This window comes from Caldalkalibacillus mannanilyticus JCM 10596 (genome assembly GCF_000615945.1).
Classification (GTDB): Bacteria; Bacillota; Bacilli; order Caldalkalibacillales; family JCM-10596; genus Bacillus_AT; species Bacillus_AT mannanilyticus.
In genome coordinates, this window is record NZ_BAMO01000018.1 from 60,927 (window position 1) to 85,336 (window position 24,410).

Below are 24,410 nucleotides of genomic sequence, written 5' to 3' on the forward strand. Positions count from 1 at the left end.
TCCAAACATGATATTCTAATAGGAGGCGTAGTTAACTGCGCCTTTTTAGCACTAACAAAATTGTATCTTTCTTTTGTGAATCGATGAGGATAGATGCGCTCATATAAGTAGTGGATATGATCACCGAGAGGAGGGAGACCATGTTAAATAGGTTCAAAACGGAAGATTTTAATGGACTTGTTCTACTGGGTATTGTCTTATTATTAATTGAATTATCTTTTTTTAATGGTCAACCTATCGTTTTTCTTATTTTTTCATTTTTTAGCATTACCTATGGCTATAGGAGGATGACGAAGACAAGAGGAAAAATTCTTTTTTGGTTTGGGATCGTTATTGTCGCTATTACGATCTTGAATATGGTTACCTTTAAGATTTTTCTGATTATCTTTCTTATTTATTTACTAAAGCAGTTTAGAAAATCTAAACAGCACCCGTCCTTTATTGAACCTGAAGTCATGCAATCAGAGAAGATAAGAAACGAACCTATTGTAAGACGTGAGCCTCTCTTCACCAATAAATTACTTGGAGTCCAAAGAACACCAGATCATGTTTACGAATGGAATGATATATCGATTCAAGGTGGAATTGGAGATACCATCATTGACCTGAGCTATACGGTCTTACCCAAAGGAGAATCGGTGATTAGTATCCGACATATGATCGGCAGAATACAAATATTAGTTCCTTACGAAGTGGAGGTAAGTGTTCATCATTCCACTATTTTTGGTAAGACAACCGTTCTTCAATATGAGGATAACCAGTATTTCAACCAGACATTCCATATACAAACCCCTGAGTATGACCAAGCGGAACAGAAGATAAAAATAATGACGTCCATCCTATCTGGAGACCTTGAGGTGAAGAGAATATGAGTACCGTTCAGCGTCAATTACTCATGAGTTTGGCTCTAGCCCTCTTCGTAGCACTTATGGTCAGCATCCTTATTTTTATGGCATTTCCCTTGGAGGATTGGTCGATCCTATGGGAAAAAGAGCTCTTCAATTTTCCCTTTTTATTGGTGATCCCCGCGTTCCTGATCCTTATTACGGCAGGGTTTGGCATTGGGTTTGGATGGTATTGGAAAGCTCAATTTCAGCAAATATCAGAGGCTCTTTTTGAATTAGAGCAAGGACGATTTAGTGGACGTTTTGATAATCCGAGTGGCGAAGAGATGATCTTGATCGAGTCTCGTATGGAAAAAATCCACAGACAAATCATAGAACAAACAAAGCTATCCCAAAGGCTGGCTAATGAAAAAGCAGAGGATCTGGAAAAACGAATACAAGAAATGATTTCTCAAGAGAGGAACCGGTTGGCTCGTGAATTACATGATTCGGTGAGTCAGCAGCTTTTTGCTGCTTCCATGCTTATGTCGGCAGTGAATGAAGCCAAAGAGCCCTCCAATGATTCCAATGATGTAGAAGCGAAACAGCTTAAACTGGTTGAGCAAACCATTCAGCAATCCCAGCTTGAAATGCGAGCTCTGTTACTCCATCTTCGGCCTGTTGCTTTAAAAGGAAAAACCCTTCAGGAGGGGATGCAGGAGCTATTAATTGAGTTGGTGCAAAAAGTGCCACTTAAAATACAGTGGAAAATTGAAGAATTCGAAATGGATAAGGGGATCGAGGATCATCTTTTTCGAATTCTTCAAGAATCTCTATCCAATACACTGCGTCATGCCAAAGCAAATTCAATCGAAGTTCTTTTGGTTCAGCGTGATGGTTTTATTATCCTGCGCGTTGTGGATGATGGAGTTGGCTTTGATGTAGAGGAGTCGAAAACCGGTTCATATGGTCTACAGAACATGCATGAAAGAGCCTTAGAGGTAGGAGGAAATCTGAAGCTCGTGAGTGTCAAGGAAAAAGGAACCCGCCTAGAGGTTAAGGTTCCCATGATTGAATTAAAGGGTGATAATGAATGATAAAAGTACTATTTGTAGACGATCACGAAATGGTTCGTATAGGTGTTACCTCCTATTTATCCGCCCAGCCAGATATTGAGGTGATAGGTGAGGCGGAAAATGGAAAGCAGGCTGTTGATTTAGCCCTTCAGCTCCGTCCTGATATTATTTTAATGGATTTGGTGATGCCTGAGATGGACGGAATTGAAGCTACCAAACAAATTATGGAGAGCTGGTCAGAAGCCAAAATCATCATTGTGACAAGCTACTTGGATGATGAGAAGGTCTATCCTGCTCTAGAAGCAGGGGCAACAAGCTATATGCTAAAAACCTCCAAGGCTAGTGAGATTGCTGATGCTGTAAGGTCGACATACCGCGGGCAATCCGTGCTAGAACCTGAAGTGACTGGAAAAATGATGTCCAAGATGCGTAAGCCCAAAGAAACGTTGCCTCATGAACAATTAACCAGTCGTGAGCTAGAAATTTTATTATTAATGGCAGAAGGAAAGAGTAATCAGGAAATCTCCGATGAGCTATTTATCGCTCTACGAACCGTAAAAACGCATGTAAGTAATATTCTCGGAAAGCTCGATGCCCATGATCGAACCCAAGCTGTGATATATGCCTTTAAGCATTCCCTTATTGACAAATAGGACAAATAGTGTAGATTAGTAATTGTCAAGACATCAGAAAAGAGGGATGATATGAGTATAAAAATTGTGACAGATTCAACGGTTGATTTACCAAATGAGATCCTGGAGGAATACAATATCGAAGTGGTTTCACTCTCGCTGACTATCGATGGTGAATCGTATCTAGACCGGATTGATATCACACCCTCAGAGTTTATAAATAAACTAAAAGTAGCTAAGGACGTACCCAAAAGTTCTCAGCCTGCTATTGGTTCCTTTGTTGATGTGTATGATCGTTTAGGGCAAGATGGAAGTCAAATCATCTCCATTCACATGACTGCTGGGATGAGTGGTACATACGCCTCAGCACACAGTGCAGCAGAGATCACGAGCTCAGATGTGACAGTAGTGGATTCCAAATTTATTTCAGTGGCTTTAAGCTTTCAAGTCCTTGAAGCGGCAAAAATGGCTCAAAGAGGTGAAAGCCTTGAAGCCATTCTTCATAAATTAGAGAAAATCAGAGAAAACTCCTCTCTCTATATAATGGTGGATACACTAGAGTATTTAGTCAAAGGAGGTCGAATCGGTCGAGGCAAGGCTTTTCTTGGCACACTTTTAAGTATTAAGCCGATTGCCTCCTTAGCTGATGGGGTCTATACTCCTATTACGAAAGTGAGAACCTATGCACAAATGATCAAGTTTCTTCTCCAAACCTTTGCAGAGGAAACAAAAGGAAAAACAATCAAAGGGATCGGAATTGCTCAAATCGAAGCAGAGGATCTAGCCCGTCAACTGAAAGAGGAATTAGCAAAGATGAGTGGCTTCACAGATATTTCTATTATTGATACCACTCCGGTTATCAGCACTCATACGGGACCTGGAGCACTTGCTTTGATGTATTATGCAGAATAGCATTTTCTAACTTGAGGAAATTCATGTTCCAAAATGAACTTGTCCAAAAATTGTAACAAGATAAAATCGAATCCCTGCCGATATAAAAGTATACACACTTTTAAATAGGAAGAAATGTATCAAGGCAGGAGGTCGTTTTTCTTGGAAATCAATAGACGGAAATACAAGCTTAGAAGAGATCTAAAGAAAAAGATAAAGCAACAGCCCTCTGAAGAAGTTGTACAAGGTCTATACGCTCAACTATTTTTAGAGCATTGTCTCTTACACTTTAAAAAACAACAACTAGAGAAAAAAATGGACGAGGCACTAGATCGTGTTGATAAAGAGGCGTTTATGGCATTATCTAATGAATATAAGCTGATGTATCATCAAACCAATTAGGGTTAACGCTTATAGAACAAGACTATAAATTTCATATCTACTTAAAATGGTAATAGAATCCCTGCGATCATAAGGGCATACATTTTGTATGCCTAAGAGAATTGCAGGGATTATTCTGTTATAATAGGAGTAAAAAAACCGAGGTGTTTTACATGAATATTGCCCTTCTTCAAGTAGCTACGCTCTTAGGACAGCCGCAGAAAAATAGAGTGCGATTAGAGTCGTTGATCCATGAGATCATGGCACAAAAGGTCGATGTGCTGATGTTTCCAGAAACATGGAATGTTGGATTTTTTCCTGAGAATATTGAAGAAGTCACTCAATCAGTGGAACAAAACGAATGCTTGGAATGGATGAAAGCTACAGCGAAAAAGCATCAGGTTCATATTGTAGGCGGTTCAATCGCGCTAGAAGATCAAGGGAAATTGTATAATAGAGCCTATGTGATCAATAGGGAGGGGCAGATTGTCTACGCTTATGACAAAGCGCACCTTTTCTCACCAGGAAAAGAGCCTGATTTTTTTACTCCTGGAGCGGAGAATCACTTGTTTGAACTAGATGGAGTGAAGTGCGGGATTCAAATTTGTTATGACCTGAGGTTTCCTGAGCTAGCTAGAAAACAGGCTGTTTCTGGTGCGCAAGTGATTTTTATTCCTGCCCAATGGCCCCATCCTAGAAGTAAACATTGGGTTACATTAAACCAAGCCAGAGCGATTGAAAACCAAGTATTTATTGTTGCTAATAATGGATGCGGCAAGGCTGGAAATGTGGTTTCTTGTGGTCACTCTACTGTTGTGGACCCGTGGGGAGAACAGCTTTTAGTTGCAGGGGAAGAAGAGGGAGTCCATCTTGTTTCTTTACAGCTCGAAAAAGTGAATGAGGTGCGCTCCAAAATCCCTGTATTTCAAGATCGCCTCCCTTCTCTCTACCAGTAAATCATCAGCTATAGGTAGCATGTTATCTTTCGTAGGTCATTAGACTTCCCAGTCCAGTGACCTATGTTTTGGTATCAATTGCCGGTAGCCCTTGCCAATCATTCTTGTTATGATAGAGTCAGCAGAGAGGAAACTAGAAAAAATTTCTATACGATATTCTTGTCCCATAGAATAACAGCTTAGAATATACAGGAGGGGATCATATGAATACACCTTTATTCATGCAAAGACTACGCTTATTGATGGTCATCATCATGATACTGCCACTGTTTACACTCTCTGTGAATGTCCAAGCTCAATCGCAATCCGTAGGAAATAACATGGCACAGCAAGCTATCGAATTAATAGGAACCCCCTATAAATTAGGAGGGACAAGCCCTCAATCTGGTTTTGACACATCTGGCTTTATTCAATATCTGCATCAACAAGTAGGAATCACCGTTCCGAGAAAATTAGCAGATCAAGTGAAAAATGGGTCAACCGTGCTAAAGAAAAATCTTGCAGCAGGAGATGTTGTTTTCTTTAAAGATTCATCTGGCAAGGTTTCCTTTGCTTCGATTTATGTAGGGAATAATCAAGTGCTTGCCTCTACTCCTTCAACAAAGGGAGTGGCTTACCGATCACTAACAACGAAATGGGCGACCGACCATTATCTTGGAGCAAAAAGATACCATAAATTAACGGAAAATTCAGAACAAAAACCGCAAGCTCCACAGCAAATGGAGAATTCTTCAACAGTGGATTCTATCCTTCAATTAGCTCGCTCATTAGAAGGTGCTAACTATGTTTTTGGAGGAACGACTCCAGCTGGCTTTGATACATCAGGGTATATTCAATATGTCCTGAAAGAGCATCAAATCACTATTCCTAGAACGGTGAGGAATCAATGGCAGACGGGCGTTTCCATTCAGCAACATGATTTGCAACCGGGCGACCTTATTTTCTTTGATGCCAATCGAAAATTTGAAACACCAACAAATATTGGGCTGTTTTTAGGGAATAATAAAGTCATCTTAACCGCATCTCAATTTGGCAAGGTTGTTGAAAAAGACCTGAAGGAATTACAGCGTTATTACATGGGAGCCAAACGTCTAACGGAAATCAACACGATTCCAGTTGTGACCTCTCCAGCACCTGTAACTCCTCCGCCAGTAAGCTCTGAACCAGCAACACCAGTTGTTGAAACTTCTCTTGGCGATCAGATCATCTTATCAGGAGAAAACTATTTAGGAACCCCTTATAAGCTAGGGGCAAAATCAGGCTCAGGCTATTTTGATTGCTCTCTATTCGTCCAAACTGTCTTTCGAGAGAACGGGATCTCGTTGCCACGTAGCTCCAGACAGCAGTCCCAAGTAGGAACATTGGTGAAATGGGGCGAATGGGAAAAAGGAGATCTCCTCTTCTTCTGGACCAGAGCCTCTGGACAAGGGACAGTAGGTCATGTAGCCATCTATGCAGGGGACGGAAAGATCCTTCACACATGGGGATCAAAAGGGGTTGCTTATAGTAACATTGAAAGTAATACTTGGAAGTCCACTTATATGGGGGCTAAGAGGGTGATTAAGTAGGTTATCATGTTATATTAGATGCTTACTCCTAACTCGTTTTGTTTTTCAGATTGTGAAAAACAAAACGAGTTTTTATATGTACATTTACTGGAGATCATTTTCTAGCGTTGTGATCAATTGATCTAGTTCATTTAAGTACGATAAAATATCTGCTTCAGAGTTTTGATCCAAGACATGATTAAAATAAACAAATAGATTATATAGAGTTAGCTCCTGTTGAGATGCTGGTCCAATCTTCATTCCTAAATAATAGAGCTGAGAAACGGTATCTTCTGTCATGACTATTTGTTTGTTCATAGAGTCGTTTTCTAGGATAACACTGCTGTTTAGTAACGATACTAGATTATCGATCCTATACAATGTGTTTTTTAATTCTACAAAAACATCTTCAGAGTAAACCGTTTCTATAGTTTTAAAAGCAATAGGCTCAAGGTCTGCGTATATGTCTTTATTTACCTGACTCAAATGATACCCTTTAATAAAATAATATAGTCCCTGTAGGTTATCATCATAGAGTGCTTTTGTTTCTATAAGAAATCTAGAATGACTTTGAAGCTTTTCAAAAAAATGATATTGAATATCTTGTTCCAAAGGTTCAATGGTTTTACTGGGTGTTGAATCACAACTAGAAGTAATCATTAGTATAAAAAAAATTAAAAATACAGATTTTAGTTTCATAATGTTCACTCCAAATTTTATAGAAATAGTAGATATCATTTGATATCTACTATTTTAGCGTTGGTAATTTACTTTATCCATCCCCCAGGAGAATAATAAGGTCCTTGCCCAGTAACATTCTTTTCCCATGTTACATTAAAGCCTCCTCCTTTATCTTTTACCGATACACTGCCACCAACACCAGTTATATCTGTAGAAGTATAGGAATGATTATATTGAAGCTGTATACGAGCGTTTGGATCGATTGTCACTTTACCCAAATTTACTGAAATAGTACCTCTGATAACTCTTCCACTTGTTGATCCTTCTTTAATCCAAAAGGCAACACCTTTTTCATCTAGCGGTGTAGCTAGCTGTACAGGACCACTAGTACTCCCACCTGTAGACCAATAGGCTTCCAAGTTTCCTCTCGAGTTATATCCTCTTAAAGTTAAATTAGTACCAGGTGACAAAGTCATTTTACTTGCATCGTTAGGGTATACACCTATAACATCATATGGATCCCCGCCCATAAGATATTGCCAATTCCATCCACCTGTGTAATTATACTTTTGTGAATCATTATCGTAAAAAATAGTGTCGCTCCATGTAAGGCGTTTTGGATCAACTTCTTGGAGTGCTAGATCCCCATCTTCGATTTCTTGAAATGTACCATCTTCTTTTACAGAAACTGTCTTTTTGTTATATGAAACAATTGAAATTTCAGGGTGTTTTTCTATTAACTTTTCCAATGATTTTTCAAAGTCTTGGGTCTTATCGAACTCAGCATGAAAAATCTCTAATTTTTCATCAAATGAAATCTTCTTTTTTGAAGCTGCATTAGCTGAAAAAGAGTTGAGGGCAAGGGCGAAAACAATAGTTACTATAGCTAGAGTTAATAGTGATTTTTTGTACAAAAATTCCATCTCCATTCATTAGTATAATATAAATTTTCCATTTGTAAAACTAAAAAATGTCACCTCCTGTATTAAGGGTAAGTAAAAGGGATATTTTACCTATGTTTAATTATACATTATTGTATAAATTATGCAACTGGTTTTTGTTGAAAACTGTTGAACTAGTAAGTTTTTGTTACAATATTACTTTTTATAAATTTTGATAGTTTTCGATTATATTATTTAGATATAGTAATTTAATAATCGAGATGAAAAAGGAAAATCTATTTAGGGAGTATTAAGATTTTTATTGTACATTGAATAGGGGAAAAATTATTTTTCGTATTTACATCCATCTTAATGATTGTGGAAAATTGATTTAATGGTTAAGAAATTAGATGGAGAGAAAGCCCTTCACTCTCCATCATCTTTTTTTTTCTCTACAAAACATCTTCTTTTCGCCAATTTCCTCCTCCAAGCCAGAAGGTAGGCTTTCCAGTAGGACCGTCGAAAAGATGGAAGGCGACTAATCCATTGTGGAAACATACCTTCATACTTGGAATATTATCGAGTGCGACCCGTCCGTATACCTTTCCAAGTTCTTTGATCGAATACTCTACCATTTTTCGAGCGATGTCTTGATTGCGGTACTTCTCGTGAACTGCCATAAAGGATTCATCAATGCCGTAATTCGAAATGATCAAGACACCTACAATCATTTTTTCGTTGACAACACAATGGATTAGAGAACCGGGCTTTTCTAGTTGTTCTTTGGTTACTCGGCGTATCCATTGGATTCCCTCCTTGGTAATCCTTTTGTCCCCGTGTTGTCGAAAAAACTTGACTAGCTTTTCTCTTCCTTTGTCAAATTGACTATACGATAAATTGCGCGATTGCATGATGTTTACGCCCCTCATTTTTATTCTGTTCAAAGGTTAGATACTGGGAGTAATGGATCAGATTATCTAGTGATTTTTTGCGGATTTCAGGTTCGTCGAATTTCATCGGTTTCGAATTTGCTTCAAAGAACCACAGCTTCCCCTGTGAATCAACTCCAATATCCATTGACATTTCACCTAATAAAGTAAAATGACGCTCTAACTCCGTAGCGATATTCACAGCTAATTCTTTCATCTTGGTTTCGATGCGAGTCCCTTGTTCCTTAGAAAAGCTGCGTCCTAGCACTTGGTCTGCAGATTCTACTCTTCCTCCCCTTGGAACATGTGTGGTGATGCGATTCTGACCGGCAACGCGTATCCCTATTCCTGTCACTTGCCATTTCCCTTTTTCATTCTTTTGGACCAGAACACGTGCATCGAAGGGAGAGTTGTCGTAGGTGGCAAGATCAATCGCCTGTTGCACAATATATGGAGAGGAAATGGCACGTTTTAGAATGGTACTCCACAAGGAATCAATAGTTCGAAAAGATTGAGCACTTTGCTTTTGCGCTCCATAGAAAAGAAAGGCTTTATTGGCTGCATCCCTTTCCACCTTGATAATGCCTGCTCCAGCTTTGCCATGAGTGGGCTTGAGATACACACTTGAATATTCCTTTAGCATGGCAAGCAAATCTTGTTTTGAAAAGAGTGATTTTGTTTTTGGAAGATGAGGTCTGACTGTATGTGAACCTTCAAGGAGTTGAAAGAGTACTTTTTTATTGAAGAAAGTAGGGTTGAATAACGATAAATTAGGTACCTTTTGAAGCTGGGCGAGACATTCTGCCGCATTTGTTTTTCTTTCATGATCTCTGCGGGGGATTCGGTTATAGACCACGTTAGGAAAAGGAAAGGTGTGTTTTTTCCATCTTCTTTGTCCAGATAGATACATGTATCCAGAAATGGTTTCCTCTTTCCAATTAATCGACTCGGGAGTGAAAACAAACACGATACCTCCATTTTTTTCGCCTGTTCGAATGATATCGATAAAATTGGAAATCATTCCTCCAATGGGGGTGTGCTTTCCTCTTGAAGTCAGGATTCCGATTAGAGGTCCAACGCTTGTTTTGTTATTGGAAATTTGAAACAGGGCATTTGTCGAGTATTTTTGATTCGTAGAATTGGAAATGTTTTTCCCTCTAACTCGAATCATTAGAGGAACCTTCTTGGCTCCCCAATAGATCGTCTGAATCTTCGGCGGTCCATACTGATTATTTGAATTTATATACCAAGAATCTTGAACGAAATCATAGTTGAGCTTTCGTTTGACGATTCTGTTCATGTTATCAATTCCTTTGTCGTGAAATTAGAAAGGTAAAGGGCGAAATCTAAAATCATTCTACGAGATAATGGTTCCTTTTCTCTTAAGCTAGGGTGAGCAAAAATATGTCTTCCTGGCTGAGAATTGGCTTCAAACATCCACGGGTGACCCTCTTGATCAATCCCGATATCAAATCCTATATCGCCTACGTATTCAGGTAAATGATTTTCGATTGATTCAGAGAGAGTTAGAACAGCCTCTTCCAATTTGTTTTTGACGATAGGCTGCCTTTCTTTAGAGAAGAAACGTGCAATGACATCATCGAAGGAAAAAACTTCTCCTCCTGTCCGAATATGAGTGGTTACACTGCCTTTACCCGCCATTTTGGCTGCCACAGCGGTCATCTTCCATCGGCCATATCGATCGCGATTTGTATGCACACGAAGATCAATGGCTCGATCGTCTAATTGGATCAGCTGAATCCCTTGTTGAGCGATATATCCCTTTAGAGACTTGGATTCGAAGATATGTTTCAGAGCGGCAGTTAAGCTCGAAAAACGTTTCAAATAATTGGTTCGCTTGCGGTTATAGCGACAGAAGATTCCATTGGGTCTGTAATACATTTTGACAATACCAAGCCCCATATATCCTTCGACTGGCTTTAGGTAAATCATCTTGTATTTTAGTAATAAATCCTTGAGCTGTTCTTTCGAAGGTCCTAGAATGGTTTCTGGGAGATAGGTTCTTGCTTTGGAATCATGAACGATACGCTGATAGATATCCCATTTATTAAAGCAAAATGGATTAAAGATTTTGGTTCCTTCTCGTTGCATGATCTCTTTTGCTTGAATCACATGCTTCATCTTCTCTCCGATTCGAAAGACGCGATTATAGATAACATCGGGGAAAGGAACGGTATGTCTTTCCCAAGTGCTTTGTCCATTATTCATTTTTAGAAAATAGCCATTAATTCTCTTTCTTGAAAAAGAAATATCCTTGGGACCAAATAAGAAATAGGAGGCACTCACTTCTTTTTGAGAAGCGAGATATCGTTTGTAAAATCCTGTTCGCTTGCCAGCAGGGGCGTTTAAATCGGGATAGACAAGTGTTGTGAATATCCCAACTAATGGACCAATCTTAAGCGAATCCCTGCTTAAGGCAAAATGAACTTGATGAACAAAAGGAATCGAGAGCTGCTCCCACAGATTAGAGGAGAGTTTAATGCTTTTTTTCCCCTTGACGGGAACGACCTGGACTTTGGCTTTTTCACGCCCGTACTTGATCGTAATCCAATCGTCCTTGATGATGTCTTTAATAATATCTTGACTGATAAATACCTTATTGCTTGATTGGGTATGTTCAGTAATAAACCCTGTCAGTAATTTTTTCATACGAGTATACGACCTCCAAACTGCGAGATAACGTGCTCAGCATACTTAGCAGGAGCTAGCAAGGATTTAATGTATGCTTCTTTGTTTTTGGAGACATAAAATGATTTTCGACCCGGTTTTGAATTCGCTTCTAAAATCCACACCTGACCTTCTTGATCCACACCAATATCTAAACCAAGTTCAATTAAAGCTCCATGTTTCTCTTCGATGGCTGTTGGAATATGAGCCACAATGGTTTCAATTTGCTTATTAATCGATTCAACTTGTTCTTCGGTAAAATGCTCCTCTAAAAAGGAAGAAACCTCTACAGCCGTACCACCTCCATCTAAATTAGAGGTAATCCCGTTCTTTTGTCCTAAGCGAACCGCTCTTCCTGTTTCTTCCCATTCACCATGTTCATTTTTCTGAATTAAAATGCGAATATCAAAGGGTTCGTCTGTTAGTAGCGTTGAAAGACTTAAATAGGGTTGGATGACATACCTTCTACGTCCTATAAAGGTATTTAGCCATCTTTGACACTTTTCGTAGGAGTCAAACATCTTAGAAAAGGGCTGATTGGTGGGAGAACGTCCCTTCACATAGAATTTAGCTTTGAAGTACGAGATTTTTACAACACCTTTTCCATTACTTCCTGAAGCAGGTTTAAAGATCAAGGACTGATATTCTTTCATTTTTGATTGCCAAGAGCTATAGGCTGTGTATTCAACCGTTTCAGGGAGAAATGCGGAGATGATTGGATGGTTTTTGAGCATATTATAGACCTTCCATTTTCCTGGTAGCCCTCTCGCCAAAATAATAGGATTTTCTTCTAACTGAAGTTTTTTGATCTTGGCATGATATTCCTTCACTTGGCTCATATTGCGATAAGCGATCCGATCATATAAAACCGAAGGAATGGGATAGGCTCCTTTTTCCCACTCCTTACTCTGGGTATTGTACTGATAGCCTAGCACCTTTCTCTCTTTCCAGAGAATAGAAGGGGGAGAAAACACCGTGACGACCATTCCTTTTTTTTGACAATAGACCGATATAACTTTAAAAAATAGCTGATCAGAAAAGGGGGGATTCAGCTTAGAATTAAATCTAACTAATATTCCTAAATGAGTTCGTTTCATTTTCTAAAGACACCTCAATTTGTAGAAATATTTGATAAAAAGAGGGTGTAATCTAGTAAACGATGAACAGAGGGGCGACCTTTGTTACTAACGGATGCTAGGGTATCCTCTGTCTTAGATGGTTTTGAATTTATTTCAAGAAGATAGATCTTTCCCAAATTTGTTAAAGCAAGATCAACTCCCAATTCTCCAAATTGACCGGTCTTTTTCGCCTCCAGTTCTTCACACACTTTCTTGGCCACAGCGAGAAGGCGTAACCTTGTTGTTTTGGGATCGGGGACCATGCACTTTGTCAAAACAGCCGTGACTTTCCCAAGCTCTCCACCTCTGGCAATATTGGATACAAAGCGGTTTGCTGGTCCTATCCTGGCTACCATTGAAGTAACAGCCCATTCACCTTTCGTATTCTTCTGCATCAAGGCTCTGAAATCGACAGCTCTTTCCTGATAATGCAAAATAGGAATTCCTTGTTGAATAATGTATTTACTAGGTTTGATTCTTTTTATTAAATAACTATACAAGCTGCTTAATTTGTCGAAATGTTTATGAATTTGACCGTTGAGTGTAGTATACTGGGATTGAATTCCATAGGCGGTTCGTTTTAAACGATAGATTCCTCGCCCTAACGCACCATGAATAGGTTTAATGAACAAAGTAGGATGTTGTTCAATCATTTGTTTGAGAGTAAGGGGACCTTCAAATAGCTGGGTATGAGGAAGAAAAGGTGAGATTGCTTTACTGTCCACTAGTGTCGTATGGACATTCCATTTGTCTAGGAATGTTTGATTGAATAGATGAATTTTTTTTCTAGCGAGCTGTTGTTTAAAGGTGATGAAGGCATTGGTATTTTCCATTTTTCTTGATCCCACTCGATTGTAAATGACCTGTGGGCAGGGGAATTCTTCCTTGATCCATTTGTTGTTGAGATAGATCCAGCCAGATACACTGTCTACATTCTCTTTTAACATCTCCTTCAACGTAACTACAAAAGCTAGAATATGACGCTGCTGGGCTACTCTTATCAGTTCGCTGCAGAAACCATTCAGTCTTCCAAAGGGTGGATAGGTTTTAGAAACCTGAGTAACAAGAATGGCGAAGATGGGGGCAATTCTAATCTCTCTTAATTCTGGATGGTAACTTATATAGAGTCGACATTGATCCGGAATAAGTAAGGTTTTTGCTGTTTGTGTATCGACTTGGATTGTGGATACACTTGTTTGGATGGGTTTACAGACCACTTGCTGTGTTCGGTTTGAAAATCTGAATTGAAGAGGGTATGCAGTTGGGATTTTAAGTTTCTTCAAGACACTATTGGAAATACTAAGGATTGAAAGTGAAGATGATGATTCTTTTAACGTATGAGAAATCGTTACTTTTATCTGACTCATCTTGTTCTTCCCCTCTTAGACAAAAATAGATAATATAGATTATGTGTTTGAAGCATACAAGGTGATTTATTGAGCAAAGGATGGGCTGAAGATGGAAATAATCAAGATTATTTTTTTTAGTATGTTTATTGGGGCTGCGATTGGAGGACTAACGAACTCGATTGCGATCTATATGCTGTTTAGACCATATAAAGCATATAAGCTGGGAAAATGGAATCTTCCTTTTACCCCTGGATTGATTCCTAAAAGGCATGAGGAAATGGCTGAACAGCTTGGGAACCTTGTGGAGCAGCATCTTTTCACACTGGACTCATTACAGCAGAAGCTTATGGACCCCTCTTTTCAGCATGAAATTCAAGAATGGGTTCAAGAGAAGGCGGCTCATTGGCTAACCTCTGAACAGACGCTAAACGAGGTATTAAGCAAGCTTCAAGAAGGAAGTGAGCTTTCGCCAGATGAGCAGGTCAATGCCTTTCTAATAGCTCAGGTGGAGAGAAAAATAGAGGATTGGTGGGAGGAGAGCAAAGAAAAGCCTGTAAGGGAGCTTCTCCCCATTCCAGAGCACACGATACACGAATACATGAATCAAGCGACAGATGTGCTTCTAAAAAAAGGACGAGATTTTCTTTTTTCTGATCAGGGAGAACAGTTCTTAATTCAACTGATTCAAACGGGAATGGAGAAGCAAGGACCTTTGGGAAGTGTCTTAGGGATATTTCTGACAAAAGAAAAGATGGTGGAAAAAGCAAGACCTGCTCTTGTCTACTGGCTGGATCAGCCTGAAACAAAAGATAAAATAAAGCTGCAACTGGAGAATATGACAGAAGATGTGCTGCAATGGAGTCTGGAAAGATGGATAGATGAAGAAAAGAAAGAGGCGATGATGAATTTCTTGAAGGAAACGTTGCAGCGTAAGGCGGCAGTGAAGGATTGGTTCGAAAAGCCACTATCCGTTCTTCTCCAGCCTTGGAAAGAGAAAATTCTTCTGACGGTTCCTTCTCTGGTGAATCGATTAGGAACATGGATCTACGCGGAAAGTCCAACGATGTTTGCCCAGCTTGGTATAGCCACTATGGTCAGAGAAAGGGTCCTTGCGTTTCCTCTTCCAAAGCTGGAGCAAATGGTTCGAGAACTAGCTTCCAAAGAGTTAAAAATGATTACATGGTTAGGGGCGTTATTAGGAGGAATGATTGGAATCATTCAAGCTATTATTATCTCTTTTTTCTTAGTGGGCTAATGGATCGATGTTTCTAATATACATGAACAAAAAGAGTCTTTGAGAAAGGGGAGGGTGATGTGTCCATCTATTATTTTGCCTATGGTTCATGTATGGATGAAGACGATTTTAGAAGAACGGTAGGTGAATTTACAACCTTGGGCTTAGCTACTTGATTCATTATCGTCTAGGATTTACGTTGTACGGGAAAAGCAGAGGGGGCGGCGTAGCTGATATTATTCCCTCAAGACAGGAAATGGTTCAAGGAGTACTCTATCGTTTTGAACCTCAATGGCTGGCGGCACTTGATTTGCGAGAAGGTGTACCAGAGCAGCTGTATGAACGGATCGAAGTGGAAGTAATGTACAAAGGCAGGAGAGTGCGTGCCTATACCTATCAGGTCATTCAGAAGGAGGTAAACGAAATAGCTCCTACGCCAGCTTACCTGCAATTAATGGTGAATGGTCTTAAGAGATTTGCTACGAGGGACTATTTGTTTCGTTTTATGTCTAAAATAAAACAACAATTTAATCTAGAAATCAGGTAATATGAAGATAGGGATTTGATTTAAACAGAAGGATGTGACCAGATATGACCCAAGATATGAATAGAAGAAAATACGAACGATTTGATACAGATATTCCGATTGGAGTGGAAGTTCATCAGTGGAAGGGAGAGGGTGCCTTTCAGGGTCAGCATAAGCTGGAGGGACATCTCTATGATGTTTCTGAAGGTGGGTTGAAAATCCGCACAGGAATTCCGCTAGCTCTCGATATGTTTTTGAAAATTCATCTTCCGCAAGATGCGGGGATTCCTACCCTCATAGGTCGCATTATTCGTTGTGAGGTGTTAGAGCAGGATTATCAATATGGCTGTCTCGTGACGGGAATGTCCCTTCTTGATCAAAGACATTTAGAAACTTATATGGATAATAGAAGAAAAAGTGTAAAATAGGCGACCCACTGGGTCGCCTTCTTTCATAAAGCTATATAGAGTATTCCTTCCATCTGCGGTCAACAAGCTCCACAATATCCTCACGTGGGAAGAGCTCAGCGGGATACATGGGCTTCATTCGCGCATCGATAATAACAGGACCTCGATAGGCTATTTTATTGCGAATAATCTCAGCGTCTGCGTAGATATCACTGGCTGGATCGAAGCGAGTGAAGGTGGTCCATAAGAAAGCAGCTTGTGTTTGGGCAATCGCTACATCATCCACTACGAACACGACGGGCCACTCGGCTAATTGCTTTTGACAGTTTTGCACTAAATGAAGAGGCAATTCAGGATCTGCCTCATAGGATTGACCAGACACAACTAAGCAGCCACCACAGTAAACAGCAGTTTGCTGGATGCGATCCATATGCCCTCCTTGGTAGGTGCGGACTAATGGACGAACTGGCTCCCCTAATCCCGTCATGATTGCCTTACTTCCTTTGTTGATTTTTCCTCTTGCCGTATAGTCTAAAGTATCCATTGATGTATCATTAATGATCAATAAATCTCGTTCAGGGCGGAATCTTTCTAGGATGTTTTCAAAGAACTGAGCAAAGTTAGAGAGGTCTACATCCACGTCGCTGACCATCAAGAACTTAGTCAGAGTGAGCTGTCCTTCTCCCATGATACGGAAGGCATGTGCCATGGCTTCTTTGTAGTAGCTTTCGCGGACAATAGCTCCTGCCAACGCATGAACCCTGTTTCAGCATAAGCCCAAAGGCTTTTCACTCCAGGCATCACCACTGGAAAGAGTGGAGAAAGGAGTCGTTGCAGATATTCTCCAATATAATAATCTTCCTGCTTAGGCTTTCCTACCACTGTGGCAGGGAAAATCGCATCTTTTCGATGCCAGACACGTTCAACATTGAAGACAGGAAAATCATGCTTTAAGGAGTAATAGCCATAATGATCACCAAAAGGACCCTCAGGTTTTCGTATATGAGGCGGAACATGTCCACTAAAGGCAAATTCAGCTTCTGCTACAAGGGAATGTGGAGATTCAGAAGGCTTGGTTAGACCCAGCTTCTCTCCCATTAAGAGGGAGGTGAAGACCAATTCAGGGACCATTTCTGGTAAAGGAGAAATGGCTGAGATAATGAGAGCAGGAGGTCCTCCTAAGTACAAGGTGACTGGCAGGTTTTGATTCGCCTGTTCTGCCTCGTAATGATGAAAGCCTCCTCCTTTATGAATTTGCCAATGCATTCCTGTTTGGTTTTTCTCGTGAATCTGAATACGATACATCCCCAGATTATGCTCCTTCGTGGAAGGAGATTCCGTATAAACAAGGGGAAGAGTAATAAAGGGACCGCCGTCCTCCTGCCAGCTTGTCAGAGCAGGAAGTTTCGTCATGTCAAAATCCGTATGATAGTTCTCGAGCACAGGAGCATGTCCAACTTGCTTGGTTCCTGTTTTCATAATATCGAGAAGCAATTTTCTTTCCTCCCACAGTACTTTGGGCTTGGGAGGCATTAATTTATGAACGGCTTGTACAAGTCCTTGAATCAGATTTTCTGGCTTTGGACCAAATGCCATGTCTACACGTCTTTCTGTTCCAAAGAGATTGGTTACAATGGGAAAGGGACTTCCTTTGACATTAGTAAAAAGCAAGGCAGGTCCTTCCTCTTCGATAACTCGGCGATGAATTTCTGCTATCTCTAAATAAGGATCGACTTCGGTATTAATTTCAATGATTTCTTTTTCTTGACGAAGAGCTTGGATAAAGCTTCGTAAACTAGTATGCATAACTCACCTCAAAAGGATATCATTTTTATCTCCATATATAGTGTATAATAATAAAGTAAAAACGCAAGGAAAAGAAGGAGAGTTTCATGAAACCTATCTATAAATTACTGACTCAATTATCTTCAAGGAAATCCATTTCTAAAATTACAGGAAAAATGGCCAAATCAAAAGCAAGCAAAGCTTTTATTCCTCATTTTGCGAAGACCTATCAAATAAATGTAGAAGAAGCAGAGAAACAGCTCCACGAATATCCGACCTTAAATCATTTTTTTACTCGCCGTCTTAAAGCGGGAGCACGCGTGATTGATTCTAGTGCAGACAGCCTGGTAAGTCCAGTTGATGCCCTTATCACTGGAATGGGGGAGATCAAGGATGGCACCATTCTCAATGTGAAGGGTCAAACCTATACGATTTCTGAAATGCTAGGAGATTCTACTGAGGAGTCATATTATCGCAATGGTCAATTTATTGTACTTTACCTAAGCCCAACAGACTACCATCGTATCCATTCACCGATATCAGGACAAATTCTTAAACATGTACATAAGCAGGGGAAGTATTATCCCGTCAATGATTTTGGACTTAAGCATATGACCAGAGTGTTAAGTCGTAATGAACGACTCATTACGTATCTATCTAATTCTGTAACACGTGTGGCAGTCGTTAAGGTAGGTGCTCTTAATGTTGCCAGTATTCAATTAAATCCAGACTTAAAGGCTGAACATGTGGAAAAGGGAGAGGAACTCGCCTATTTTGAATTTGGCTCCACAGTGGTTCTTTTAATCAAGGAAGGGACCTTTCAATTCGAGCCAACCCTAAGTGAAGGAAAAAGAGTACGCATGGGAGAAAAAATTGGCTCACTCCTGTCAAACGAATAATAGACATAGACTCACATAAAAGAAATGTGGGTCTTTTTTCATTTTCTGGGCAAGATAAACCAAGAAAGATTGTATTGGTGAAAGGGGAATGAAAAATGGATGTGACACTCTTGCTTGAATATGCGTGGGTCTTGCTCATTCTCATCGCATTAGAAGGAATTCTTGCAGCAGATAATGCTTTAGTTATGGCTGTCATGGTCAAGCATCTTCCTGATGAACAAAGGAAAAAAGCGCTGTTTTACGGTTTAGCAGGCGCTTTTGTGTTCCGCTTTGCTTCCCTATTTCTGATCTCATTCCTGGTAGATGTGTGGCAGGTGCAGGCAATAGGTGCTCTTTATTTGATTTTCTTATCCTTAAATCATGTTCTACGTCATTTCGGTCAAAAAAAGGAAAAGAAAGAAAAGGAAGTGCAGCAAGGCTCAGGTTTCTGGATGACCGTATTAAAGGTAGAAATTGCCGATATCGCTTTTGCTGTGGATTCTATTTTGGCTGCCGTAGCCCTTGCTGTTACCTTGCCTTCCACCCCTCTTCCATCCATTGGAGGAATGGATGGAGGACAGTTCTTGATTATTTTTGCCGGTGGTTTTATCGGGCTTATTATTATTCGCTTCGCTGCTACTTATTTTGTTAATCTTCTGCATCGCAAGCCAGGATTAGAAACAGCTGCGTATCTAGTTGTAGGCTGGGTCGGTGTTAAATTAGCCGTCTATACACTTTCTCACCCAGATTTGCAGTATCTGCCTTATGGCTTTGTTAAAACGGCGGGCTGGAAGATCACGTTTTGGGTTGTTCTGATTGGGATTTTTGTCGGAGGGTGGTTCTTATCCAAAGAAAACGAGCAGAGTGATCCTGAAGAACTAAACCGTCTAAAGAAGGAAGTTGACAAAGCAGAAGAAACATTTGAAAAATAAAAGAGAATACGTTAACGTTAAGGAGGAGGGAGTTTTACCGATCGTTAGAACGAGATAAAAAGTGTTCTTTAGGGAGAGAAAAGCATGAATATTCAAAGTCTATTTACCATACAAAAGAAATTAGATCAAAAAATTTTAGAAACCCATCAATTGCACGAACAAGATTTAGTACCAGCTAAAATCTTGGCTTTACAGGTGGAACTGGGAGAACTTGCTAATGAAACGCGCTGCTTTAAATTTTGGAGTTTAAAATCTGCTTCCTCCAAGGAAGTCATCCTAGAGGAGTATGTAGATATTCTTCATTTTGCTTTATCCATTGGATTAGATAAGGGATACGACCAACAATTGCTATTAGAAAGTGTTGAGGATCATGGTTTCTCCTCTCAGATTGAGGCATTTTCTCAGGTTTATGCTTCTACTGTACGTTTTGCTCAGGAGGAGAGCTATAGGAACTATAAGGATGTGTTTCAGGGGCTTATTCAGCTTGGAGCTCTTTTAGGCTTCTCACAGCAGGAAATAGAAGAGGCATATCTGGAGAAAAACAGAATCAATCATACCCGACAAGAAGAAGGATACTAATCGAAGCTAAAGAATGCCACATGAATGTGGTATTTTTTTTTACCCTTTTTTCATATTTCTCTGTTCACTCTCCACTGTAATGATAGAGTAATGACGCAATGATTAGAATAGATGTACAGATCAAGAATGTTCTAAGAGGTTGCTAGAAAGGAGGATTTTGCTCGTTTCATTATTCATTTGGAGGAGGAGATGTTTGAATGGGGAACAAGGGTTTCAGATTAGTATGTTCATTGCTTTTGTTGGTAGGTTTGATCATGATATTTTTTCAGGGAAATGGATATGCGGCTCCTGCTAGACCGGATTCTCAACTCTTGAAGCAACCAACAGGAGAAGCGTTCTATGGGACTCAACATGGAGATGAGTGGTTTAATTGGACGACAGCAGATTCTGGTGATGTGATTATTCAGGATGAAAAAGGGTATTGGAACTTTGCAAAGCTAGAATCAGGGACGCTGAAACCAACTGGCGAGTTGTATGTTGAGGATAAAAAAAGTTCGTCAGCTGTTCAGCACGATACATTAGTGGTGTGGATGAAAGAAAACCAAATTGTGAATAAACGCAAGAAGAGTCTGACAGAGGAAGCCCATGAATACTTTAGACAACAAATCAATCAAGGAGCTCCCTTAGAATTGCCGGACGATTCGTGGTTAAACATGAATATAGATCATGCTAAACACAACACTTCGTCAGAAAATGAGATGCGCCAGAACAACGTACATCATGAGGAGGATCATGGACATCATCATATGCTACCACAAATGACTCAAGAAGATTTGATGAATCAAATGAAAGCCACCCTGCCTGAATTAAAGGAAGAAAGCTTATTACAAGAACTGGATGAACCTTCTCTGCATCGTGTTACAGGGACGAAAAGACTTCTCGTTCTATTAGTTGAGTTTAATGATATCAGGATGCAATATTCAGATCGCATGTGGTATGACAGATTTTTCTCTAACACGGAGGGGTCAGTCAAGCATTATTATCAAGAAGTAAGTGGCGGAAAATTAAATCTTGCTCCAGCAGCGGAATTTGCAGGAACCTATCATGATGGGATTGTCAAAGTGAAATTAAATTATAACCATCCGAATACAAGGGGCTGGACGGGATACGCCAATCAACAAATGGTTCTTGACGCTTTAGCTGCCGCTGATCCTTATGTTGATTTTGCCAGCTATGATAAGAATAAGGATGGGCGTATCGATATCGCAGACGATTTTTATTTGGTTACTGTGATCGCAGGCTATGAAGCTGCGTTTTCCAGTGCGACTCCATCGGTCTGGGGTCATCAATGGGTGGCTCCTACCTCTCGATTAGACGGGGTAGATGTATCAGGAAGATATGTTCAACAAGGGGAGGTGCACGAAGACCATCAAGCGACGATCGGGATTTTAGTGCATGAGCTGGGACATCACTTTGGTCTGCCAGATTTATATGATACTGATGGAAGCTCTGCTGGAGTAGGGATACATAGTGTCATGGCAGGAGGAAGCTGGGCTCGTTATGGAGATGGTTATTCAGGTTCATCTCCTACTCATCCAGATGCATGGTCTAAGGTTCACTTAGGCTGGGTAACTCCATACGTCATTCAGCGAGAGGGATATTCTTATGTGACTTTAAACGCTGCTTTAAATAATTATAATGTATTAAAAATTACCACGGACAATCCCTCAGAATATTTCCTATTTGAGAATCGGCAATTTAATGGTTACGATAGAGGTCTTCAATCTGCTGTTATAGGCAGAGGAGGAATTGCTGCTTGGCACATTGATGAAAGCAAGGCAACCAATGCGGATGATCATCATCGAAAGGTGGATCTTATTGAATCGAATGAAGGAATCCTGGGATATAGTCAGTTGGATAAGAACATCAATTTTGATCTTGATCATTATTATTATCCTGGTCATGTGAATCTATTAAACAACAGTTCAAATCCGAACACGCACCAGTATAATAGGAAGATTTCAGGAGCAGGATTTCTTGTACATTCTGAGAGTGGAAATTCAATGACTGTCTTTGCCTTTAAGGATCGGGCAAGACCATCGACCCCTACAAATTTATATGTATCGAACAATTCCGGTAGCTCTATCTCTCTTCAATGGACCGCTTCTTACGATAGTTCGGGAATCCAGTACTATGCGATTTATCGTGATGGTCAACAGATTGGGTATAGCTCTTCTACTTCTTATACAGATCACGATGTAACAGCAGGAGTACGATATCGTTACACGGTTCAGGCAGTGGATTGGCCAGGGAACTACTCTCTTCATAGTAATACAGTAACGTATACTCCATAACAGGGGTGCTTAGTTTCTGAATTTGAAAAGCAGTGATAGAGTAAGACTGTTATAAGGATAGAGTAAGATTTTAAAAGACGTCATTTTTAAAATGACGTCTTTTACATTTTGGTAGAGTATAGAATTTTGGTTGTATTTACAAAAGCTAGTAAAAATACTTTGAAATAAATAGAAAATTATGTTAAATTTGTTCCAGTGATTTATTAGGAGGTGGTAAGAATGTCATTTGTAGTTCGTCATCAGACAAAAATGTACTACGAGTATTGTTCTTATCTGTCAGAGGCGGATGTACTAGTCATGGTACATGGATTAGGCTTAGATCATACGGAATGGGATGATATGGTCAAACTTCTCAGTCACAAATATAGAATCCTGCGTTATGACATTCGTGGACATGGTAAAAGTGATATTGGGGATCAGCCTATTACTCTCGATTTATTGCGAGAGGATCTGTTTTATTTAGTAGACAGCCTCCAGATTCAATCCTTTCATTTCATAGGGAGTAGCTTAGGTGGAAAGATCGGAATTCACGCCGCACATTCCTCTTCGGATCGAATTCAATCCTTGATCCTAAATACGGTTCCAAGTCATGTTCCACATACTCTGGCACAGCAGATAAAAGATTCTTTTGAGAATATCATCGAGCGGAATTCTATGGAATTTCTGTCCCATTCCCTATCTCAACGACTCTGTTATCCTCCTTCGGAGCAAAAAGTGAACAAATTATCGCAGATGCTTGTCCAAGCTGATCCAGAAACCTATCAGACCTGCTTAGATATCCTTCTATTTCAATCCATCCCTCTCCATGCTTTTCTGCATTCACAAATTCCTACACTATTTCTTTGGGGGGAGCACGATCCATTTGTTCCTAAAATGCTTGGAAGTGTATATGCCGATTCCTTACCCAATTGCCGGCGGTTGATTGTCCCTAATTCTTCTCAAATGATCTTTCTAGATCAGCCTGACATTTTATACTCTTGGATTAATGAATTTATTGAAGCGAATGAGCCAATTAAACCTTTGTACTCGCAAGATCCGTTATTAGAAGGGATCAATCTAAAATTAAGACATATTGCTGAAACCTACAAAAACTCGCTACACTCTATTGATGAATTGAAAGTAGAACTGATTAATTCCTTTCGTGTATTTATTAATGGTCAGGAAGTGATCGGAAATTGGAATCAACGTTATGCTAAACGTTTGCTCATCTACCTTTTATTCCACCGAACAGTGACACGAGAGCAACTATATGAAACCTTTTGGCCGCATGTTGATTTGGAAAGTGCTAGAAATCGCTTTCGTGTCTGCCTTGTTCATCTTAAGAAATTAGTACGCTCGTCTGAATTTCATCATACATCATCTCTGCTCAAGGTGGATCGAGAGCATATATCTTTAATGGGGCATATTGATTGTGATTATTTTGATTTAAAAAAACAGCTTGATGAAGCAAATAGGATGACAGACCCGTCTACAAAGAAGATCTTTTATCAACAGATTCTGCAACGAATCTCAGGAAAGCTCTTTCCTGGTCTATATGATGACTGGTTTCTTGAATTACGCGAACAGATAGAGGAGCAAATAAAAGCGATGATTTTTAGCTTAGTCACCCTATTAGAAAAAGGGGAGAGAATGCAAAGGCCATTCAAGTGTTAACAAAGGGAGTTCAGATTCTAACGGATTCAGAGGAATTATATGAACGACTCATTGCCCTATGCCAGAAATCTGAAAGGCTAGATTTGGTTATAGAGTGGAATAAGAAGAAAAAAGAATTAGAAAATCATTAAATGCCTTCCTCAATAATTATTGACATGGAATAATTCTG

The 24,410-nt window shown here is 39.8% G+C and carries 22 protein-coding genes and 1 pseudogene; 15 read left to right on the forward strand and 8 right to left on the reverse strand.

Annotated features, from left to right (window positions below; translation table 11 throughout):
• Positions 1-140: 140 nt before the first annotated feature.
• From liaF to JCM10596_RS31030, 7 genes are all read left to right on the forward strand, one after another.
• Positions 141-872, forward strand: coding sequence for a cell wall-active antibiotics response protein LiaF (gene liaF / locus JCM10596_RS11375; protein WP_025027237.1), 732 nt, complete (start codon positions 141-143; stop codon positions 870-872).
• Positions 869-1,921, forward strand: a complete 1,053-nt coding sequence (locus tag JCM10596_RS11380; protein WP_025027238.1) for a sensor histidine kinase — start codon at positions 869-871, stop codon at positions 1,919-1,921. The genes liaF and JCM10596_RS11380 overlap by 4 nt, the downstream gene beginning before the upstream one ends.
• Positions 1,918-2,553 (forward strand): response regulator transcription factor, encoded by a 636-nt coding sequence (locus tag JCM10596_RS11385; RefSeq protein ID WP_025027239.1) that lies wholly within the window; start codon positions 1,918-1,920, stop codon positions 2,551-2,553. Before JCM10596_RS11380 ends, JCM10596_RS11385 begins: the two co-directional genes overlap by 4 nt.
• A 51-nt stretch (positions 2,554-2,604) precedes the next feature.
• Entirely contained in the window at positions 2,605-3,444 is an 840-nt protein-coding gene (locus JCM10596_RS11390; RefSeq protein WP_025027240.1) for a DegV family protein, read from the forward strand.
• Between the two features lie 141 nt (positions 3,445-3,585).
• Entirely contained in the window at positions 3,586-3,825 is a 240-nt protein-coding gene (locus JCM10596_RS11395; RefSeq protein ID WP_025027241.1) for an IDEAL domain-containing protein, read from the forward strand.
• 152 nt (positions 3,826-3,977) lie between these two features.
• Positions 3,978-4,760 (forward strand): carbon-nitrogen family hydrolase, encoded by a 783-nt coding sequence (locus JCM10596_RS11400; protein WP_025027242.1) that lies wholly within the window; start codon positions 3,978-3,980, stop codon positions 4,758-4,760.
• Between the two features lie 203 nt (positions 4,761-4,963).
• On the forward strand, positions 4,964-6,328 hold the full coding sequence (locus tag JCM10596_RS31030) for an NlpC/P60 family protein (RefSeq protein ID WP_025027243.1): 1,365 nt from the start codon (positions 4,964-4,966) through the stop codon (positions 6,326-6,328).
• Positions 6,329-6,412: 84 nt separating this feature from the next.
• Here the strand turns inward: JCM10596_RS31030 and JCM10596_RS11410 are convergent, their stop codons facing one another.
• The 7 genes from JCM10596_RS11410 to JCM10596_RS25145 form a co-directional block, all read right to left on the reverse strand.
• Positions 6,413-7,006: a hypothetical protein gene (locus JCM10596_RS11410; RefSeq protein WP_025027244.1), complete on the reverse strand. Its 594-nt coding sequence runs from the start codon at positions 7,004-7,006 to the stop codon at positions 6,413-6,415.
• Between the two features lie 68 nt (positions 7,007-7,074).
• Positions 7,075-7,902 (reverse strand): hypothetical protein, encoded by an 828-nt coding sequence (locus JCM10596_RS11415; RefSeq protein ID WP_025027245.1) that lies wholly within the window; start codon positions 7,900-7,902, stop codon positions 7,075-7,077.
• A gap of 419 nt (positions 7,903-8,321) precedes the next feature.
• Complete coding sequence (locus JCM10596_RS11420; RefSeq protein ID WP_025027246.1) at positions 8,322-8,780, reverse strand: GNAT family N-acetyltransferase; 459 nt, start codon at positions 8,778-8,780, stop codon at positions 8,322-8,324.
• Positions 8,755-10,098 (reverse strand): YheC/YheD family endospore coat-associated protein, encoded by a 1,344-nt coding sequence (locus JCM10596_RS25140; RefSeq protein WP_025027247.1) that lies wholly within the window; start codon positions 10,096-10,098, stop codon positions 8,755-8,757. Before JCM10596_RS25140 ends, JCM10596_RS11420 begins: the two co-directional genes overlap by 26 nt.
• Complete coding sequence (locus tag JCM10596_RS11430) at positions 10,095-11,468, reverse strand: YheC/YheD family endospore coat-associated protein (protein ID WP_025027248.1); 1,374 nt, start codon at positions 11,466-11,468, stop codon at positions 10,095-10,097. Before JCM10596_RS11430 ends, JCM10596_RS25140 begins: the two co-directional genes overlap by 4 nt.
• Positions 11,465-12,583, reverse strand: a complete 1,119-nt coding sequence (locus JCM10596_RS11435; protein ID WP_025027249.1) for a YheC/YheD family endospore coat-associated protein — start codon at positions 12,581-12,583, stop codon at positions 11,465-11,467. Before JCM10596_RS11435 ends, JCM10596_RS11430 begins: the two co-directional genes overlap by 4 nt.
• A 14-nt stretch (positions 12,584-12,597) precedes the next feature.
• Positions 12,598-13,971, reverse strand: coding sequence for a YheC/YheD family endospore coat-associated protein (locus JCM10596_RS25145; RefSeq protein WP_025027250.1), 1,374 nt, complete (start codon positions 13,969-13,971; stop codon positions 12,598-12,600).
• A gap of 91 nt (positions 13,972-14,062) precedes the next feature.
• Between JCM10596_RS25145 and JCM10596_RS11445 the strand changes: the two genes are divergently transcribed.
• The 3 genes from JCM10596_RS11445 to JCM10596_RS11455 all read left to right on the forward strand — a co-directional run bounded on the left by JCM10596_RS11445 (position 14,063) and on the right by JCM10596_RS11455 (position 16,141).
• Positions 14,063-15,208, forward strand: coding sequence for a DUF445 domain-containing protein (locus tag JCM10596_RS11445; RefSeq protein ID WP_025027251.1), 1,146 nt, complete (start codon positions 14,063-14,065; stop codon positions 15,206-15,208).
• Between the two features lie 151 nt (positions 15,209-15,359).
• Entirely contained in the window at positions 15,360-15,734 is a 375-nt protein-coding gene (locus JCM10596_RS25150; protein WP_051541279.1) for a gamma-glutamylcyclotransferase, read from the forward strand.
• A gap of 44 nt (positions 15,735-15,778) precedes the next feature.
• Positions 15,779-16,141 carry a PilZ domain-containing protein gene (locus tag JCM10596_RS11455; protein WP_025027252.1) on the forward strand — a complete coding sequence of 121 codons (363 nt, stop codon included), beginning with the start codon at positions 15,779-15,781 and terminating at the stop codon, positions 16,139-16,141.
• A gap of 31 nt (positions 16,142-16,172) precedes the next feature.
• Here the strand turns inward: JCM10596_RS11455 and JCM10596_RS25155 are convergent.
• Positions 16,173-17,926 (reverse strand): annotated as a pseudogene (locus JCM10596_RS25155) (UbiD family decarboxylase).
• Positions 17,927-18,012: 86 nt separating this feature from the next.
• On the opposite strand from JCM10596_RS25155, the gene asd reads away from it, so the two are divergent.
• The 5 genes from asd (at position 18,013) to JCM10596_RS27820 (ending at position 24,241) form a co-directional block, all read left to right on the forward strand.
• Positions 18,013-18,804, forward strand: coding sequence for an archaetidylserine decarboxylase (asd, locus tag JCM10596_RS11465; protein ID WP_025027253.1), 792 nt, complete (start codon positions 18,013-18,015; stop codon positions 18,802-18,804).
• Between the two features lie 95 nt (positions 18,805-18,899).
• A complete protein-coding gene (locus JCM10596_RS11470) occupies positions 18,900-19,715 on the forward strand; it encodes a TerC family protein (protein ID WP_025027254.1) in 816 nt (271 codons plus the stop codon).
• An 84-nt stretch (positions 19,716-19,799) separates the two neighbouring features.
• Positions 19,800-20,294 carry a dUTP diphosphatase gene (locus JCM10596_RS11475; RefSeq protein WP_025027255.1) on the forward strand — a complete coding sequence of 165 codons (495 nt, stop codon included), beginning with the start codon at positions 19,800-19,802 and terminating at the stop codon, positions 20,292-20,294.
• Positions 20,295-20,491: 197 nt separating this feature from the next.
• Positions 20,492-22,588, forward strand: coding sequence for a M6 family metalloprotease domain-containing protein (locus JCM10596_RS27815; RefSeq protein WP_025027256.1), 2,097 nt, complete (start codon positions 20,492-20,494; stop codon positions 22,586-22,588).
• Positions 22,589-22,807: 219 nt separating this feature from the next.
• Positions 22,808-24,241 carry an alpha/beta hydrolase gene (locus JCM10596_RS27820; protein WP_025027257.1) on the forward strand — a complete coding sequence of 478 codons (1,434 nt, stop codon included), beginning with the start codon at positions 22,808-22,810 and terminating at the stop codon, positions 24,239-24,241.
• The last annotated feature ends 169 nt before the right edge of the window (positions 24,242-24,410 follow it).

Bases quoted from the DNA above. Each gene is read 5' to 3' on its own strand.
- JCM10596_RS11445 (WP_025027251.1), top strand. From the start codon at position 14,063: ATGGAAATAATCAAGATTATTTTTTTTAGTATGTTTATTGGGGCTGCG.
- JCM10596_RS11380 (WP_025027238.1), top strand. From the start codon at position 869: ATGAGTACCGTTCAGCGTCAATTACTCATGAGTTTGGCTCTAGCCCTC.
- JCM10596_RS27820 (WP_025027257.1), top strand. From the start codon at position 22,808: ATGTCATTTGTAGTTCGTCATCAGACAAAAATGTACTACGAGTATTGT.
- JCM10596_RS11400 (WP_025027242.1), top strand. From the start codon at position 3,978: ATGAATATTGCCCTTCTTCAAGTAGCTACGCTCTTAGGACAGCCGCAG.
- JCM10596_RS11390 (WP_025027240.1), top strand. From the start codon at position 2,605: ATGAGTATAAAAATTGTGACAGATTCAACGGTTGATTTACCAAATGAG.
- JCM10596_RS11410 (WP_025027244.1), bottom strand. From the start codon at position 7,006: ATGAAACTAAAATCTGTATTTTTAATTTTTTTTATACTAATGATTACT.
- JCM10596_RS27815 (WP_025027256.1), top strand. From the start codon at position 20,492: ATGGGGAACAAGGGTTTCAGATTAGTATGTTCATTGCTTTTGTTGGTA.
- JCM10596_RS11385 (WP_025027239.1), top strand. From the start codon at position 1,918: ATGATAAAAGTACTATTTGTAGACGATCACGAAATGGTTCGTATAGGT.
- JCM10596_RS11470 (WP_025027254.1), top strand. From the start codon at position 18,900: ATGGATGTGACACTCTTGCTTGAATATGCGTGGGTCTTGCTCATTCTC.
- JCM10596_RS25145 (WP_025027250.1), bottom strand. From the start codon at position 13,971: ATGAGTCAGATAAAAGTAACGATTTCTCATACGTTAAAAGAATCATCA.
- asd (WP_025027253.1), top strand. From the start codon at position 18,013: ATGAAACCTATCTATAAATTACTGACTCAATTATCTTCAAGGAAATCC.
- JCM10596_RS11420 (WP_025027246.1), bottom strand. From the start codon at position 8,780: ATGCAATCGCGCAATTTATCGTATAGTCAATTTGACAAAGGAAGAGAA.
- JCM10596_RS11475 (WP_025027255.1), top strand. From the start codon at position 19,800: ATGAATATTCAAAGTCTATTTACCATACAAAAGAAATTAGATCAAAAA.
- liaF (WP_025027237.1), top strand. From the start codon at position 141: ATGTTAAATAGGTTCAAAACGGAAGATTTTAATGGACTTGTTCTACTG.
- JCM10596_RS31030 (WP_025027243.1), top strand. From the start codon at position 4,964: ATGAATACACCTTTATTCATGCAAAGACTACGCTTATTGATGGTCATC.
- JCM10596_RS11455 (WP_025027252.1), top strand. From the start codon at position 15,779: ATGACCCAAGATATGAATAGAAGAAAATACGAACGATTTGATACAGAT.
- JCM10596_RS11435 (WP_025027249.1), bottom strand. From the start codon at position 12,583: ATGAAACGAACTCATTTAGGAATATTAGTTAGATTTAATTCTAAGCTG.
- JCM10596_RS25140 (WP_025027247.1), bottom strand. From the start codon at position 10,098: ATGAACAGAATCGTCAAACGAAAGCTCAACTATGATTTCGTTCAAGAT.
- JCM10596_RS11430 (WP_025027248.1), bottom strand. From the start codon at position 11,468: ATGAAAAAATTACTGACAGGGTTTATTACTGAACATACCCAATCAAGC.